Source organism: Halobaculum sp. EA56, from assembly GCF_051195075.1.
Lineage (GTDB): Archaea > Halobacteriota > Halobacteria > Halobacteriales > Haloferacaceae > Halobaculum.
The window spans coordinates 21,997-38,042 of record NZ_JBNTJX010000010.1; the positions used below are offsets into that span (position 1 = coordinate 21,997).

The 16,046-nt window shown below is 72.0% G+C and carries 16 protein-coding genes and 1 tRNA gene; 6 read left to right on the plus strand and 11 right to left on the minus strand.

Annotated features, from left to right (window positions below):
- Positions 1-26: 26 nt before the first annotated feature.
- Entirely contained in the window at positions 27-461 is a 435-nt protein-coding gene (locus ACQUQ1_RS15505) for a DoxX family protein (RefSeq protein WP_435065223.1), read from the minus strand.
- Positions 458-1,510 carry a WD40/YVTN/BNR-like repeat-containing protein gene (locus ACQUQ1_RS15510; RefSeq protein WP_435065224.1) on the minus strand — a complete coding sequence of 351 codons (1,053 nt, stop codon included), beginning with the start codon at positions 1,508-1,510 and terminating at the stop codon, positions 458-460. The genes ACQUQ1_RS15505 and ACQUQ1_RS15510 overlap by 4 nt, the downstream gene beginning before the upstream one ends.
- A 210-nt stretch (positions 1,511-1,720) precedes the next feature.
- On the opposite strand from ACQUQ1_RS15510, the gene ACQUQ1_RS15515 reads away from it, so the two are divergent.
- Positions 1,721-2,722, plus strand: coding sequence for a TatD family hydrolase (locus tag ACQUQ1_RS15515; protein ID WP_435065225.1), 1,002 nt, complete (start codon positions 1,721-1,723; stop codon positions 2,720-2,722).
- Between the two features lie 26 nt (positions 2,723-2,748).
- Here the strand turns inward: ACQUQ1_RS15515 and ACQUQ1_RS15520 are convergent, their stop codons facing one another.
- Together ACQUQ1_RS15520 and ACQUQ1_RS15525 are read right to left on the minus strand one after the other, a co-directional pair.
- Complete coding sequence (locus tag ACQUQ1_RS15520) at positions 2,749-3,633, minus strand: fumarylacetoacetate hydrolase family protein (RefSeq protein WP_435065226.1); 885 nt, start codon at positions 3,631-3,633, stop codon at positions 2,749-2,751.
- 43 nt (positions 3,634-3,676) lie between these two features.
- Positions 3,677-5,032 (minus strand): amidohydrolase family protein, encoded by a 1,356-nt coding sequence (locus ACQUQ1_RS15525; protein WP_435065227.1) that lies wholly within the window; start codon positions 5,030-5,032, stop codon positions 3,677-3,679.
- A 104-nt stretch (positions 5,033-5,136) separates the two neighbouring features.
- Between ACQUQ1_RS15525 and ACQUQ1_RS15530 the strand changes: the two genes are divergently transcribed.
- Positions 5,137-5,751 (plus strand): TetR/AcrR family transcriptional regulator, encoded by a 615-nt coding sequence (locus ACQUQ1_RS15530; protein ID WP_435065228.1) that lies wholly within the window; start codon positions 5,137-5,139, stop codon positions 5,749-5,751.
- Positions 5,752-5,781: 30 nt separating this feature from the next.
- Here ACQUQ1_RS15530 and ACQUQ1_RS15535 read toward each other — a convergent pair whose 3' ends face one another.
- The gene (locus tag ACQUQ1_RS15535) at positions 5,782-6,999 is read right to left on the minus strand and encodes a CaiB/BaiF CoA transferase family protein (protein ID WP_435065229.1); all 1,218 of its coding nucleotides are present in this window, start codon (positions 6,997-6,999) and stop codon (positions 5,782-5,784) included.
- 433 nt (positions 7,000-7,432) lie between these two features.
- Here ACQUQ1_RS15535 and ACQUQ1_RS15540 point away from each other — a divergent pair, with 433 nt between their 5' ends.
- Positions 7,433-7,879 carry a universal stress protein gene (locus ACQUQ1_RS15540; RefSeq protein WP_435065230.1) on the plus strand — a complete coding sequence of 149 codons (447 nt, stop codon included), beginning with the start codon at positions 7,433-7,435 and terminating at the stop codon, positions 7,877-7,879.
- 67 nt (positions 7,880-7,946) lie between these two features.
- Here ACQUQ1_RS15540 and ACQUQ1_RS15545 read toward each other — a convergent pair whose 3' ends face one another.
- Positions 7,947-8,525 (minus strand): GNAT family N-acetyltransferase, encoded by a 579-nt coding sequence (locus ACQUQ1_RS15545; protein WP_435065231.1) that lies wholly within the window; start codon positions 8,523-8,525, stop codon positions 7,947-7,949.
- Complete coding sequence (locus tag ACQUQ1_RS15550; protein WP_435065232.1) at positions 8,522-8,890, minus strand: universal stress protein; 369 nt, start codon at positions 8,888-8,890, stop codon at positions 8,522-8,524. Before ACQUQ1_RS15550 ends, ACQUQ1_RS15545 begins: the two co-directional genes overlap by 4 nt.
- Before the next feature lie 135 nt (positions 8,891-9,025).
- Here ACQUQ1_RS15550 and ACQUQ1_RS15555 point away from each other — a divergent pair, with 135 nt between their 5' ends.
- The 3 genes from ACQUQ1_RS15555 to cgi121 all read left to right on the plus strand — a co-directional run bounded on the left by ACQUQ1_RS15555 (position 9,026) and on the right by cgi121 (position 13,018).
- On the plus strand, positions 9,026-9,898 hold the full coding sequence (locus ACQUQ1_RS15555) for a DUF5806 family protein (RefSeq protein ID WP_435065233.1): 873 nt from the start codon (positions 9,026-9,028) through the stop codon (positions 9,896-9,898).
- Between the two features lie 70 nt (positions 9,899-9,968).
- Positions 9,969-12,440, plus strand: a complete 2,472-nt coding sequence (locus ACQUQ1_RS15560) for an ATP-dependent DNA helicase (RefSeq protein ID WP_435065234.1) — start codon at positions 9,969-9,971, stop codon at positions 12,438-12,440.
- Positions 12,437-13,018 (plus strand): KEOPS complex subunit Cgi121, encoded by a 582-nt coding sequence (gene cgi121 / locus ACQUQ1_RS15565; RefSeq protein ID WP_435065235.1) that lies wholly within the window; start codon positions 12,437-12,439, stop codon positions 13,016-13,018. Before ACQUQ1_RS15560 ends, cgi121 begins: the two co-directional genes overlap by 4 nt.
- Before the next feature lie 40 nt (positions 13,019-13,058).
- On the opposite strand, the gene ACQUQ1_RS15570 is transcribed toward cgi121, so the two are convergent.
- The 4 genes from ACQUQ1_RS15570 to ACQUQ1_RS15585 all read right to left on the minus strand — a co-directional run bounded on the left by ACQUQ1_RS15570 (position 13,059) and on the right by ACQUQ1_RS15585 (position 16,045).
- Positions 13,059-14,354, minus strand: coding sequence for a hemolysin family protein (locus tag ACQUQ1_RS15570; protein ID WP_435065236.1), 1,296 nt, complete (start codon positions 14,352-14,354; stop codon positions 13,059-13,061).
- 201 nt (positions 14,355-14,555) lie between these two features.
- Positions 14,556-14,628, minus strand: a tRNA-Gln gene (locus tag ACQUQ1_RS15575).
- A 174-nt stretch (positions 14,629-14,802) separates the two neighbouring features.
- Entirely contained in the window at positions 14,803-15,534 is a 732-nt protein-coding gene (locus ACQUQ1_RS15580; protein ID WP_435065237.1) for a sugar phosphate isomerase/epimerase family protein, read from the minus strand.
- 91 nt (positions 15,535-15,625) lie between these two features.
- Complete coding sequence (locus tag ACQUQ1_RS15585; protein ID WP_435065238.1) at positions 15,626-16,045, minus strand: DoxX family protein; 420 nt, start codon at positions 16,043-16,045, stop codon at positions 15,626-15,628.
- Position 16,046: the final 1 nt, after the last annotated feature.

Sequence of the window (16,046 nt, forward strand, 5' to 3'; positions counted from 1 at the left end):
GCGAGCGGGGGGACCGGGGCCGCCGGCTACTCCTCGCGCTTCGAGGCCTCCTCGAGGAGGAGGATCGCCCCGCCCAGCAGGGCAACGTTCTTGAGGAAGTTGATCTCGTTGTGGTGACGCTCCTCCCCCTCCATCGTCCAGAAGTCGTGGATCGCCGGCGTCGTCCCGAGGAAGAACACCACGAGCGCGCCGGCGGACGCGCGGGGGAACTTCCACAGGAGCACGCCGAGGTTCGCGACGAACAGCATCCCCGTGACGAACGGGACGAGCACCTCCGGCATCGGGACGCCCTTCTCCTCGGCGACCGCGACGCGCTTGTCGTTGTTGCGGAAGCCGTCGACCGCCATGTACGCGAGGATCCCGGCGTACAGCGTCCGCCCCAGCCGCGAGGGCGCGTCCGCGGGAGCCGTCGCGGAGCCGGGGGAGTCGCCGGCGGCCTCCGTCGCGTCGTCGTCGCTCACGACTCCACGACCTCGATCCGGCTGACGTTCGCCCCGACCCGCCCGACGGTCTCGTACTCGCCGCCGTCGCTCCGGCGCGCGATCCGACCCTCGACGTCGTCGCGCTGGTCGGGGACGTCGAAAAGGCCCGAGCCGCAGATCACGTCGCCGTCGAGGACGGCCCACGTCTCGACGACCTCGTGGGGCTCCCCGGGGAACGGGACGCGCTCGAAGTCGCGGCCGAAGTTCGTCGACTCGAACAGGGCGGCCTCGTGGTCGTCGTTCACCCACGCCGGCGGCGCCTCCTCGCCGCCGGAGAAGAAGACGCGGCCGTCGTGGACGAACACCCGCCGGATGTACGAGAAGTCGTTGCCGCGGTCGACCCGCGTCCACGAGTCGCCGGCGTCGGTCGTCCGCCAGAGGCCGCCCTCGCCGACGGCGTGGCCGAGACCGAGGTTCTCGAGGTCGTGGTCGAGGTACCCCGTCGTCGCCAGCCAGACGTCCTCGGAGACGGGGAGGACCTGGTGCACGTCGTCGACGATGGTGTCGCGCCGGTCGATCCACGTCCGTCCGCCGTCGCGGCTCAGGTGGATGCCACCGGCCTCGACCCCGGCGATCAGGTGGTCCGGCCGCCCCGGAACCGTCTCCAGCGCCCGGAGGCGCGCGTAGTGCGGGTCGATGGGCGACTCCCAGTGGCCGCGCGAGGGGAGGTCGCGGAACCCCTTCAGCTCCGACCACGTCTCGCCGCCGTCGACCGAGCGGAACACGTAGGGGTCGTTCGTCCCGGCGTACAGCGCGCCGTCGCGCGTCGCCAGGACCGACCACACCTCGCTCTGGCCGGCGTGCCAGAACCGGTCCCCGAGGGGGACGCCGAGGTCCTCCCAGGTACGGCCGCCGTCCAGCGATCGGTACGCGCCCGTCGTCGAGGCGACGAAGACGCCCTCGGTGTGGTCCCACGACTTCACGGCCGTCACGACCTCGCAGTCGAGCACGCGGTCGAGGCCGTCGCGGTCGAACGGGACGCCCTCGGCGCGGTACAGCCCGTCGTCCGTGCCGATCAGGAGTGTCATGGTCGTGTGTGTACGTTGACCGGCTAATAAAGTTTTACCAAGCCGTAAAACGCTAAGTGTCGCCGGGTCCAACGGCCGGCACCCGCGCCTCGACGGCGTCGGCGCGGTCGCGGTGCCGGCGCCCGACGTGCGGCCGGAGACCGGCCGCCGCCGACTCCGCAGATCCGCCGCCGACGCGACGGACCCGCCGGACACACTACAGACCCACCGATGACTCCACAGGACACCACGGCCCGACCGACGGACGCCTCGTACCTCGACGACGACCTCGACCTCCCGACGGAGCTGCTCAACACCCCGTGGATCGACGGCCACAACCACGCCCAGACGCTGTCGTGGGCGGACCGCGAGCGGTACGCGCTCTCGGGGTGCGTCGGGATGGTGATGGTCGCCTCGGGGTACCACTGGACGCCGTACAAGCCCGTCCGGGCGTCGGACGTCCGGTACCTCTGGGACGACGCCGTCAACCGCCGCGCCGCCATCGAGCGGAACCACTTCTTCGACGCGCGCCTCGGCCTGGGGGTCCACACGGGCGTCCGGGTCGAGAACCCCGAAGAGCTGCTGGACGCGATGGCCGACTACTGTGCCCTGGAGGAGGTGGCGGCCGTCGGCGAGACGGGCGTCACCCCGACCCAGCACGTGGCGGGGTGGGACCTCGACGAGCAGCGCGCGGTAGTCGAGACGCAGCTGGAGCTGGCGCGCGAGCACGACCTCCCGGCCATCCTCCACACGCCGAACACGTCGCCGCCGGCCGAACGCTCCTACCGGCCGGAGCTGGGGACCCCCGGCTACGAGAAGAACCCGGGGCTCGCCACCGAGCCGGTCATCGACGGCGACAACCCGGCGCTGGAGGCGGTGAAGATGGACGTGGAGGCGGCTCACGAAGCCGGGCTTCCCGAGGAGCGCCTGGTCGCCTCCCACGCCGACGAGAACAACACGGCGTACCTCATGGAGGAGACCGACTGCTACCTCAGCTACACCATCGGCCACTCGTGGCTCGTCGGCGTCGACGCCGCGACCGTCGCGGACGCCATCGACGAGTACGGCCCCGAGCGGATCATGGTCGACACCGACTGCGCCAACGTCCTCCGGACGGACCCCTACGCGGTCAAGCGGGCGATGTTCGAGCTGTACCGCTACGGCGTCGACGTGGAGGACATCCGGACGGTCGTGTGGGAGAACCCCCGCGAGGTCTTCGGGTTCGACGGGTAGCCGTCGGGGCGGGGGTCCCGCCCGGCTCAGTCGAACGCGCAGTCGTTCGTCAGCTCGCCCAGCCCCTCGACGCCGACCGTCACGCTGTCGCCCTCCTCCAGCAGGACGGGCGGCTCCCGGTAGACGCCGACGCCGGGGGGCGTCCCCGTGAAGATCAGGTCGCCCGGCTTCAGCGTGAACGCCCGACTGCACACGGAGACGAGCTCGTCGATCCCGAAGATGAGCTCGGCCGTCGACGACTCCTGGAGGCGCCGGCCGTTCACCTCCGCCCAGATGTCGAGGTCGTGGGGGTCGCCCACCTCGTCGGTGGTGACGAGGTCGGGACCGATCGGCGCGAACGTGTCGAGGCTCTTGCCGCGCACCCACTGGCCGTCGCCGTGCTGGATGTCGCGCGCGGAGACGTCGTTGCCGACGGTGAATCCCGCGACGTGGTCGAGGGCGTCCTCGGAGTCGACGCGCCGGGCCTCCTCGCCGACGACGGCGACGAGTTCCGCCTCGTAGTCGACCTGCTCGGTGAACTCGGGGTCCCACGACACCGTGCTCCCGGGGCCGGTGACCGCCGTCGGGAACTTCGAGAACAGCACCGGCTCGTCGGGGACGTCGTGGTCGCCCTCCTCGGCGTGGTCGCGGTAGTTCAGCCCGACGCAGACGACCTTCTGCGGGTCGGTGACGGGCGCCGCCCGCGTCAGGTCCGCCGGGTCGCGGACGCCGACGCCGGTCTCGACGGCGTACTCGACGGCCAGTTCGGCCTTGCGGCGCCACTCCCAGTCGGCCAGGAGGTCGACGGTCCGGCGCGGTACGTCGACGCCGGCGGCCTCGCCCGCCGTCGCGAGGTCGACCACGCCGTCGTCCGTTCGCACGCCGCTCCACGGCTCCTCCGCGTCGTGTGTTCGGTATTGTCCGAAGCGCATGGTGGATGTGGATACCTCGGATCGTGTCTGTTCGTCGGAGGGACTACAGGTCGAGCCCGGCCTCCTCGATCAGTCGCTCGCCGGAGGCGACGAACCGGTCGAACTCCTCGCGGACCTTCGGGTCGGTCAGCTCGCCGTCGCGCTTGACGACGTCGCCGTCGACGAGCACGGTGTCGACGTGGGAGGGGTCCGACTGGAACACGATGGTCTGGACCGGCGAGTGCGACGGGGCCGTCGTGAAGTCGCTCGCGTCGAGCACCACCACGTCCGCGCGCTTGCCCGGCGTGAGCGTCCCGATCTCGTCCTCCAGGCCGAGCGCCCGGGCGCCCTCGATCGTCGCCATCTCCAGCGTGTCGCGGGCGGTGAGTCCCAGTTCGGTGACCTCCTCGCCGGCCTCCAGGATCTCCTGGTTGCGGAACATCCGCTGGACCTGCATCCCGACCCGCATCTGGCTGCCCAGGTCACCGGTGACGTTCGAGCAGACGTCGACCCCCCACGCCGGGCGCCCGCCCGCCTCCAGCACCTTGCCGGTGACGGGGATGCCGTGGCCCATCTGCATCTCGACCTCCGGCGTCGACGAGAACGAGACCCCCTGTTCGACGGCGTGGTCGACGTCCTCCTGGGCGAAGTGGTTCCCGTGGGCGACGTTCACGTCCGGGCCGAGCATGTCCTCGTAGGCGCCGAAGCCCTGGTACTCGGGGTTGTACTCCGAGGAGGTCCACTGCGCGGCGCCCATGTGGATGGTCGCGAGCGCGTCCAGCTCGCGCGCCAACTCCAGGTCGGCGCAGGCGGTCTCGTCGACGCAGAAGTCCGGCCCCCGGAGCCCGATCGCCAGGCTGAGCAGGTCGTCGTCGCGGATCTCCTCGGCGTACAGCTCGCGGACGTTCTCCTCCGGGAGGCCCACGTCGCTGTCGTACCACCACGTCGCCGCGTCGTCGCCCGGCGGGCCGTAGGTGTACACCGCGCGGAGTCCGGCGTCCTTCAGCGCGTCGACGGCGCGCTCGCCGTGTTCGAGGGTGTTCGGGTACGACCAGTCGAGGGCCGTGGTCGTCCCGGTGTGGAGCTTCTCGAAGGCGCCGAAGAGGCCGCCCAGGTACATGTCCTCGGGCCGGTAGAGCCCGGTGATGTTGCCGAGCATGTGCTCGAAGTACTCGCCCATGAGCGACCAGTCGCCGGCGATGCCCCTGACCTGGGTCTGGGCGAGGTGGATGTGGGAGTCGACGAGCCCGGGGAAGACGATCTTTCCCGAGGCGTCGATGGTCTCGGCGTTCGAGGCCGTCAGCCCCGTTCCGACCTCGACGATCTCGCCGTCCTCGATCAGCACGTCCGCCCCCTCGAGCGTCCCGATGTCGGGGTCGAGCGAGACGACCGTCCCGTCCTGGATGATCGTTCGTGTCATGTACGGACCCACGGTTTGACCAAGAGGTTAAAAGTTTACCGCACAGTAAACACGAGCGTCGATCGGAGGGATCGTCTTATGTGCCCGACCGTCCGAGGGCCCGTATGAGCGATTCCCGCGAGACGGTCTCCTCCAAGGACACCAAGGAGGTGATCATGGAGGCCACCTTCCGTGCGCTGAGCAAGCACGGGTACACCGACCTCCGGATGCGCGACATCGGCGAGGAGATGGACCTGACGCGGCAGGTGATCCACTACCACTTCGACGGGAAGTACGACCTGCTCTCGTCGTTCCTCGAACACGTCATCGACCAGTACGAGGGGAGCGTCGAGGTCGACGCGGACGCCGACCCCCGCTCGGAGCTCGACGCGCGGATCGACCAGTGCCTGTTCGGCCCGGAGTTCGAGGAGTTCGGCCACTGGGACCGCATGAAGGTGTACCACGAGCTGTACACCTACGCCCAGAACGACGAGGAGCACCGCCGGATCTTCAACGAGCACTACGAGCGGATCCGCGGGAGCATCGTCGAGGTCGTCGAGGAGGGCATCGAGTCGGGGGAGTTCCGCGACGTCGACGCGGAACTGATGGGCCAGCTCGTCACGGACGTGATCCACGCCGCCCGCGGGCGGCGGATCGCGCTCGGCCACGAGGACGCCCCCGAGCAGGCGCGCCGCGCCGTCGACGAGTTCGTCCTCGACTCGCTGTACGACGGGGAGTAGTCCCCCGGACGACGGCGGTCGCCCCGGCGGTCATCCCCCCTCGTCGGGGTCGCCGAACACGCCGGCCTCCTCCATGCGGTCGATCTCCTCCTCGGTGTAGCCGTGCTCGCGGAACACCTCCCGGTTGTGCTCGCCCAGCAGCGGCGGCGGGAGCTCGAAGCCGCTGTCGGCGTTGCCGAACTTGAGCGGGTGCTCGATCACGGGGATCTCGCCGAGTTCCGGGTGTTCGATCTCGGTGACCGTTCCGCGGGCGTCGATCTGGGGGTTGTTCAGCGCCTCCTCGACGTCGTACACCGGGCCGGCGGGGACGCCGGCGTCCTCGGCGATTATCTCGATCCACTCGTCGGTCGTCCGCTCCCGGAGGGTCGCCTCGATCTCGGCCTCGAGTTCGTCCAGGTGGTCGACGCGGTCCGCGTTCGTCTCGAAGCGGTCGTCCGCGGGGAGGTCGGGCCGGTCGAGCGCCTCGCACAGCTCCCCCCAGAGCTTCTCGTTGAGGATGCAGACGTTGATGAACCCGTCGGCCGTCTCGAACGTCTGGTACGGCGCGAGCACCGGGTCCTTCGTGCCCATCCGCTTCGTCTCCTCGCCGGCGAAGACCATGCCCGCCTGCTTGGTGAGCCACGGGAGCGTCGCCTCCAGCATGCCGAGGTCGATGTACTCGCCCTCGCCGGTCCGCTCCCGCCGGTACAGCGCGGTCACGGTCCCGAAGGCGGCCCACATCGCCGTGACGAGGTCCGTCATCGGGAGGCCGACCTTCACCGGCTGTCCCCCCTCCTCGCCGGTGACGCTCATGACCCCGCTCATCCCCTGGATGAGCAGGTCGTACCCCGACCGCTCGCGCCACGGGCCGGTCTGTCCGAACGCCGAGATGGCGAGGTAGACGAGGTCCTCGTTGTACTCCGAGAGCGTCTCGTAGTCGACGCCGAGCCGCTCGGCCGTCCCGGGCCGGTAGTTCTGGACGAACACGTCGGCCTCCTCGACGAGCTCGTACAGCGCCGCCGTCGCCTCCGGGTTCTTCAGGTCCAGTTCGAGGCTCTTCTTCCCGTAGCTCAGCGTCCAGTAGTACGGCGACTCCCCCCGGATGAACGGCGGCCCCGAGTGGCGGACCGCGTCCCCGTACCCGGGCTGTTCGATCTTGACGACCTCCGCGCCCTGGTTCGCGAGCATGGCCGAGCAGAACCCGCCGGTGACGAACGTCGAGCAGTCGAGGACCGTCACCCCGTCGAGGACCTTCCCGTCCCCGCTCATGCACGCCCCCCGTCGCGCGATCCCCGGTACAGGCTCGGGGCCGTACACGCGGAGCGGCTATCGGGCGGGCGCTCGCCTCCGGTCCCCGCCGGCGCGCGTGTTCCTGCCCCCTCCGCCCGGGTCGACGTGGTATCCGTTGCCATTCGTACCGCGTAGTTCGCTTACTGTCTGGTAAACCCTTCGTCGGTGCCGGATCCGTTCCCGTCCGAGGCACCCGATGTGTCCCCGGCTCGGACCTTCCCCGAACCGGCGGGCTCCACCGGAAGCCGGGGGGTCCACGGCGGGGCGGTCGCGGCCGACCGGTCGGGCGCCGAGGGCGCCGGTTCCGCGTCGACGACGCCCCGCAGTCACGGCGGCGGAATCCCGAGAGGGCGCGCCGAGCGGACCCCGTCCGAGGGGAACACCTTTCACGCCCTCCGACGCAGGCACCCGTATGAGCCTGACCGTCGAACGCGTGTTGGTTCCCGTCGACGGGAGCGACGAGTCGCTGACGGCGGTGGAGTACGCCGTCGCCGTCGCCGAGCGGTACGGCGCGGAGGTGCACGCGGTGTACGTGCTCGGCGAGGAGGTCGTCCGGGCCATCGAGGAGGAGGTCGTCGACCGGGGGGAGATCGCCGAGGACACCGAGGCGTTCACCGACACGATCCGCGGGATCGCCGAGCGGGAGGGCGTTCCGGTCTCCAGTTCCATCGCCTACGGCTTCTCGACGAAGCGCAAGACGACCCATCCCGGGTCGGTGATCCTCGACACCGCCGAGGACGTCGACGCCGACTTCGTCGTCATCCCCCGCGAGCCGCTGACGGGCGAGCCGGGGGAGGTGCTGGAGAAGGCCGCCGAGTACGTGCTGCTGTACGCGAGCCAGCCGGTGCTGTCCGTCTGACGCGGGGCGGCGGAGGACGCGAAGCGGGGGCGACGCCGACGCCGGGGCGTCGACGCCGGACTCCCGGCTACTCGGGGGGTGCGAGCCGGGCGGTCATCTCCAGTTCGAACGACTCGGCGTCGCTGGTCTCGAACCCCATCTTCTTGTAGAGGCCGACGGCGGCGCGGTTCCACCGCTCGACGGTGAGCCACACGTGTTCGACGCCGTTCGCGGCTCCGTGGCCGAGCAGCGCCTCCATCAGCCGGGTGCCGATCCCCGCGCCCTGGTACGCCTGGAGGACGAAGATGGCGAGCTCGTGGACGTCCTCCCCGGGGGTCGCCTGGGTGTCGGGGACCAGCGTGGCGTGGCCGGCGACGGCGTCGCCGTGCCACGCGACGACGTTGTAGCCGTCGCCGCCGAGGATCGTCTCCAGCCACGAGCGCACGTCCTCCTCGCGGCCGGGCGGGATGCCCTGCGCGCGGTCCGCGGGGTCGAACGCGGTGTACATCTCGACGAGCGCCTCGAAGGCGTCCTCGCCGGACTCGCCGTCCGCCTCCCCGGGGTACGGCCGGATCTCGATGTGGCGGCCCTCGCGGTCCTCGAACGACAGCGGGGGCGGCTCGAACGGGCCGGCCGGCTCGTCGGGGTAGATGCGGTCGCCGCTCATCTGACCAGCTTCACCGAGACGTGGGAGTTCAGGAGGACGAACTGGGCGATGCTGCCGAGGTTGATCTTCCCCATCGGGCTGGTCTGGCCGCCCCCGATGGCGATCATGTCGAACCCCTCCTCCTCGGCGATGGCGACGATGCGGCTCCCGGCGTCGCCCTCGACGCGGCGCACCTCGGCGTCGAGGTCGGCCCCCTCCAGCACCGAGCGGACGCGCGCCTCCACCTCCTCGGGAGTGCGGTCGGACTGGGGGTTCTCGACGACGGCCACCGTGAGGTCGTCGCCGGCGGCCCGTGCCCGTTCGACGGTGTCCTCGAGCGCGCGGAGGGAGTCCTCGCTCCCGCCGACGCCCAGCAGCACCTTCATGCGCCGACGCTCGGCTGGGCCGGACAAAAGCGTGCCGCCGTCGGGGTCGATCGCGGGCCGGTGGCGGGGCCGCGCCGTCGGGCCGCCGGCCGACGCGGGGACGGCTTTTTCTCGGTCGGTCGGCTACGGGGTCCCATGACCGACGACTCCGGACACGAGCAGGACGCCGAGGCGGCCGCGGGCGCGGCCGTCGCCGGCGCGAGCGACGAGGAGCCGGCGAGCGAGGAGCCGGCCGGGGCCCCCGAGGGGGACGCCGCGGCCGACGCCGCCGCGGAGGGCGGCGCCGACATCGGCGGCGACGGCGCCGACGGCGAGCGGGAGCGCGATGGCGAGGGCAGGGGCGACGATCAGGCGGCGACCGACGGCGCCGCCGACGCGGACGCCGAGGCCCCGTCGGGGGACGGGGGCGGCGCAGACGGGGGCGCCGCGGGGTCGGTGCCGGGGCCGGACGTGGGCGCGGACGTCCCCGACGACCTCCCCGAGGAGGTGCCTGACGATGTGGCGAAGTACGACCGCTTCCAGAAGATGGAGCGGGCGGAGTACGACCGCGTCAACGAGTTCCTGCGCGACCGCACCTACGTCACCGCCCGCGAGTGGGCGATCGCCCGCCTGTGTGCGGACTTCCGGACGGAGACGGGCGTCGAGATGACGAAGATCGGCGAGAACCTCCCGCGGCTGGTGCCGTTCATGACCGACACCTACACCCCGCAGGCGGTGAACCAGGCGCGCGCGTCCTTCGAGGAGAAGGTGCGGAAGGCGGGCGCCACCTTCCTGTACGGCGCGATGTCCGGCTTCTTCACCGCCGAGGACCTCGACGACGTGATGTACGAGTCGACCGAGATCGCGAAGTTCCTGCTGGAGGTCGAGGGCGCGGACCTGAGCGTCGAGGAGGAACTGGCCGCAGAGGACAAGATCTCGTCGGTGATGCGCGACGTGCGCGAGGCGAGCGCGGAGGTGCGCGGGGAGGAAGTGAAGTGCCCCGAGTGCGGGCACGTCCACGAGCCGTGAGCGGGCCCGGCCCCGCGCGGGCGGCCGCCGCTCCGACAGTTTAAACCCGAAAACCCCGATACTCCGGGTGATGAAACCCTCCGACCTCTCGACCCTGCCCGACGGCGTCCCCGGGGCGCTGGAGGCGGAAGGGATCGAGGAGTTCTACCCGCCGCAGGCCGACGCCGTCGAGAAGGGCGTCGCCGACGGCGAGAGCGTCGTCGCCTCGGTCCCCACCGCCTCCGGCAAGACGCTCATCGCCGAGCTCGCGATGCTGTCGGCGGTGAAGCGCGGCGGGAAGGCGCTGTACATCGTCCCGCTGCGCGCGCTCGCCAGCGAGAAGAAGGCCGAGTTCGAGCGCTGGGAGGAGTACGGCGTCGACGTGGGCGTCTCCACCGGCAACTACGACTCCGACGGGGAGTGGCTCGCGAGCCGGGACGTCATCGTCGCCACGAGCGAGAAGGTCGACTCGCTCGTGCGCAACGGCGCGCCGTGGGTGGACGACCTCACCTGCGTCGTCGCCGACGAGGTCCACCTCGTCGACGACAGCGGCCGCGGCCCCACCCTGGAGGTGACGCTCGCGAAGCTCCGGAGGATCACCCGCGACCTCCAGGTCGTCGCCCTCTCGGCGACCGTCGGCAACGCCGACGAGGTGGCCGACTGGCTCGACGCCGCCCTCGTCGAGTCCGACTGGCGGCCGATCGAGCTGAAGACGGGCGTCCACTACGGCAACGCGATCAACTTCGCAGACGGGAGCCAGCGCGAGGTCCCCGTCGGGAGCGGGGAGAAGCCGACCGCCGCGCTCGTCGCGGACGCGCTCGACGAGACGGAGGGCGGGACCCGCGGCTCATCGCTCGTGTTCGTCAACTCCCGGCGCAACGCCGAGGGCGCGGCCAAGCGCCTCGCGGACGTGACCGCCGAGCGGCTGGAGCCGGGGGAGAAGCGCGAACTGGAGGAGCTCGCGCGGGAGATCCGGGACGTGTCCGACACGGACACCTCCGAGGACCTCGCCGACTGCGTGCGAAACGGCGCGGCGTTCCACCACGCGGGGCTCGCCGGCGAGCACCGGAGCCTGGTGGAGGACGCCTTCCGCGACCGCCTGATCAAGTGCATCTGCGCGACGCCCACCCTCGCGGCCGGCGTCAACACGCCCGCCCGGCGGGTGATCGTCCGCGACTGGAAGCGCTACGACGGCGAGTTCGGCGGGATGGCGCCGCTGGACACCCTGGAGGTCCACCAGATGATGGGCCGGGCCGGCCGCCCCGGGCTCGACCCCTACGGCGAGGCGGTGCTGCTCGCGAAGGACCGCGACACGATGGACGAGCTGTTCGAGCGGTACCTGTGGGCCGAGCCGGAGGCCGTGCAGTCGAAACTGGCGGCCGAGCCGGCGCTGCGGACGCACGTGCTCGCGACCGTCGCGTCGGGGTTCGCGACGACGCGCGAGGGCCTGCTGGCGTTCCTCGACCGCACGCTGTACGCCAGCCAGACCGACGACGACGACCGGCTCGCCGAGGTGACCGACCGCGTGCTGGAGTACCTCGAAGCCAACGAGTTCCTCGACCGCGACGGCGACACGCTCACGGCGACGGGGATCGGCCACACCGTCTCCCGGCTGTACCTCGACCCGATGTCGGCCGCCGAGATCGTCGACGGGCTCCGCGAGGGCGCCGCCGCCGGCGGAGCGAGCGCCGGGTCGAAGCCGCGGTCGAGCCAAGCGAACGCGGCCGGCGGCGCGCCCGACGACCCCGAGGAGGCCGGGTTCGTCACCGGGAGCGACCTCGCGGCGGACGCCGGCGGCGACGGCGACGGAGCCGGGGACGGGGACGACGTCGAACTCACCCCGCTCGGCCTGTACCACCTCGTCGCGCGGACGCCCGACATGTACCAGCTGTACCTGAAGTCGGGCGACCGCGAGAGATACGAGGAGCAGTTCTACGAGCGCGAGGCGGAGTTCCTCGGGCACGCCCCCTCGGAGTTCGAGGACGTCGCCTGGGAGGACTGGCTGGCGGCGCTCAAGACCGCCCGGCTGCTGGAGGACTGGGCGAGCGAGTTGGACGAGGACGTGATCACCGAGCGCTACGGCGTCGGCCCCGGCGACATCCGCGGGAAGGTCGACACCGCCGAGTGGCTCCTCGGCGCGGCCGAGCAGCTGGCGAACGAACTCGACCTCGACGTGGTACTCGACGTCCGCGAGGCCAGAAAGCGCGTGGAGTACGGCGTGAGCGAGGAGCTGCTGGACCTGACAGGGGTGCGCGGCGTCGGCCGCAAGCGCGCCCGCCGGCTGTTCGAGGCCGGCATCGAGACGCGCGCGGAGCTGCGGGAGGCGGACAAGTCGGTCGTACTCGGCGCGCTCAGGGGGAGAGAGAAGACAGCCGAGAACGTCCTCCGAGCCGTCGGGCGAGGGGACCCCTCGATGGACGACGTGGAGTCGGACGCCGCGGCGTCGGCGGCCGCGACCGCCGGGAGCGAGGGCGACAGCGCGGGGCGAAGCCCCGCGAGCAGCCGGGCGGAGTCCGGCGACGACGAGGACGGCGGGCAGGCCACCTTCGGTGATTTCTCGTGAGGCTCGTCGAGGGCGCGGCCCGCGTCGACGACCTGGACGCCTTCCTCGCGGACCTGACCGCGGTCGGCGCGGAGACCGGCTGTACCGTGCAGGCGTTCGACGCCCGCTACGTCGTGGACCGCGAGCACCTGGCGCGGGCGCTCGACCTGGCCGACCGCGCGATCGAGCGCGGCGAGAACGTCGCCCGCGACCGCGGCGTCGAGGTCATGCTGTACGCCGCCGGCAGGCGCCAGATCGACCGCGCGCTGACCATGGGCGTGCGCGAGGACGGCGGGCCGGTCGTGGTGCTCGTCGCCGCCGACTCCGCCGCGGGCGGGGCGGGGGACGACGGGAGCGGCGGCAGCGGGGAGGACGACGGACGCGACGGCGGCCGCGAGGACGCCGACCCGTCCGAGCGCGAGGCCGAGGCGGCAGAGCGCGTCGCCGACCTGCTGGAGCCCGCGGAGACGCTCGGGGAGTACGACGAGGCCCTCGTCCGCGACTACTTCGACGTGAGCGAGACGGAGCTGACGGCGACGGCCGGGACGCTCGCGGACGTGGTCCACGAGCGCGTCGCGCTGCTGGACGTGCGGAAGTAGACAGCGGAGGAGCCGGCCGGCCTCGCGGCGGCGACGCGCCTCAGGACGCGGCGTCGTCGTCGGCGGGGACGCCCTCGGGCTCGACGAACATCCGCCGGATGCGCTCGCCGTCGATCTGTTCGATCGTCACCGCGATGCCGTCGAGGTCGACGCGCTCGCCCGAGCGGGGCACGCGGCCGAGCCGGTGGTACACGTAGCCGGCGAGCGTCCCCGCGTCGGCGGGGGCGTCGGCCGCCATCGTCGTCCCGAAGACGGCGTCGAGACGGTCGAGGAACACGTCCCCCCGGACCATCACCCCGTCGGCGACGGCGCGGACGCTCGCCCCGGTGCCGACGTCGAGCAGGTCGCCGACGACCTCCTCCAGCACGTCCTGCATCGTCACGAGCCCCACGACCGCGCCGGCGTCGTCGGCCACGACCAGCGCCATCCGGACGCGCCCGTCCTGCATCCGCTCCAGCAGGGTGTCGATCGGCTCGGACACCGGCACCGTCAGCGTCGGCGTCGCGAGCCGCTCGATCGGCACCGACTCGTCGAGCGCGAGCGTCCGCTCCAGGTCGCGGAGGTCGACGACCCCGCGCGGCTCGTCGAGCGAGCCGTCGTACACCGGGAGCCGGGTCACGCGCTCGTCGGCCGCCAGCGTCGCCGCCTCCCGGATCGACGTGCTCGCGTCGACGGCGACGACGTTCTCGCGCGGGACCATCACGTCGCCGGCGGTGATCTCGTGGAGGCGCAACACCGACTCCACGATATCGCGCTCGCCGGCGTCGATCTCGCCGCCCCGCTCGGCCGAGCGGACCAGCGCCGCGAGCTCGTCGCGGGTGACGTACGGCGCCTCGATCGCCGGCTCGCCGCCGACGACCGCGCTCAGCCGGCGCGTCACCAGGTCGAACGCGGTCACGACCGGGCCGGCGACGCGCTGGAACCGCCGGACGGTCGGCGCCGTCCGCAGCGCCCACGACTCCGCGTTCGCCACGCCGTAGGACTTCGGGACGATCTCTCCGAACACCAGCACGACGACGGTCAGCAGGACCGTCGCGACGGTCACGGCGACGCCGGCCGGGAACGCCGACACGAGGATCGCCGTCGCCACCGACGACATGGCGATGTTGACGACGTTGTTCCCGACGAGGATCGTCACGAGCAGCCGGTGGGGGTCCGAGCGGAGCGCCTCCAGCACGGCGCCCTCGCCGCCCCCCTCGGCGAGCACGCCGACGCGGTAGCGCTCCACGCTGAATATCGCGATCTCGCTGCTGGAGAAGAACGCCGAACACGCGAGCAACACGAGGATGACGCCCGCCCCGACGACCGGGAGCGAGAGCGGATCGAGGGCGACCATGCGCGGAGGTGACGCCCGGGACGTAAAGCGGTCGGGGACGGCGCGGGGACCGAGGTCGCCGGGGGCGACAGCGACCCGTGTGGCGTGTAACCGATCGCGCCCGGGGCCGCGCGAGTCGGGAGTCGACAGACCCCCTCGTTTCGTGTGGAAACCGAGCCACTCCGGAGGGAGTCGGTTCCACGCGAAGCGCGTAAAGGGAAGTAGTCCATCCTGGATTCGAACCAGGGTCGTTGCCCCCAGAAGGCAACAGGATTGGCCGCTACCCCAATGGACTGACACGTTCTCCATCGGTCCGCCCGATGGGCTACATCGGGAACGAGGCGAGTGGAATATTTGAGTGTTGCGGAGTCGTCGCCGGGTTCGACACGCTAGCACGCGCCCCCACGGTACCGACAGGCACTCTCCTCCCGGGGTCGAGCCCGTCCGTCGGTCCCCTCCGTCGTCCCCGCTACCAGTACCGCTCCCGGATCGACTCGGCGTGATCCAGCGTCCCGTACGACCCCGGGTCCTCCTCGGCCTCGTAGACGAGCCAGTCGATCCCCAGGTCGCGGACGGCGCGCACGGCCGCCGCCACGTCGAGGTCGCCGTCGCCGACCTCGACCACCTCGCCGCGCTCGGCGTCGTAGTCCTTCAGGTGGACCGAGTCGATCCGGTCGGCGTGGCGGCGCAGCAGCGCGACCGGGTCGTGGCCCGCGGCGCCGGCCCACCCCACGTCGAGTTGCAGGCGGAGGTCGTCCGTCTCGGCCAGGAGGTGCGACAGCGCCGGCTCGCCGTCGACGGCGCGGAACTCCTGGTCGTGGTTGTGGTAGTGGAGGGTCGCCCCGGCCGCCGAGACCCGGTCGGCGAGCGCGGAGAGCCGCGCTGCGGCGTCCGCGACGGCGTCCCGGGACGCGAAGCAGTCGGGGTCGAGCCACGGGACGACGAGGTCGTCACAGCCGAGCGTGTCGTACGTGTCCGCGACGCCGTCGGGGTCCCCCTCCAGGACCGCCGCGTCGACGTGGGCGCTCGGCGCGGCGAGGTCGGCGTCGGCCAGCGCGGCCGCGACGTCGGAGGCCGTCTCGTCGCCGAGGCCTGCGAACTCGACGCCGTCGAATCCCGTCCTCCCCACGCGGTCGAGCGTCTCCGTGAGGGGGTCGTCGACCGCGTGGAGGCTGTAGAGCTGGAACGCGAACGAGGTCACGTCGGTCCTCCAGTCGGCTCGCGGGATAGGTGTGTCCCATCCGGACGACGGGGCCCGGAGGGCCGGCGGCGGCGCCCGCCGCGCCGTCGGCCTACCGGCGGTACGCCTCCCGCAGGAACGCCAGCGCCGCGCCGAACATCGCGAGGTTGCCGAAGAACGCGAGCCGCTCGCCGCTGGCGTCGCCCTCCTCGTTCCAGAAGTCGTGCATCGTCGGCGTCACCACCGCGAGGAAGGTGACGACGGCGCCGGTGGCGACGCGCGGGAACCGCCACACCGCGACCCCGAGGCCGCCGGCGAGCATCATGCCGGAGGCGAACGGGGCGGCCAGTTCGGGCATCGGCACGCCCGCCGACTCGGCGTACTCGACGGTGTCGTCCATGTCGCGGAAGTCCTCGGAGGCCTGCAGCGCGAGGCCGAGGCCGAACAGCAGCCGGCCGAGCCGCGAGGGGAACGCGCGCTCGGTCGTCGCCGTGGCGTCGGTGTCGTCGGCCGCGTCGGTCGGGTCGCTCATG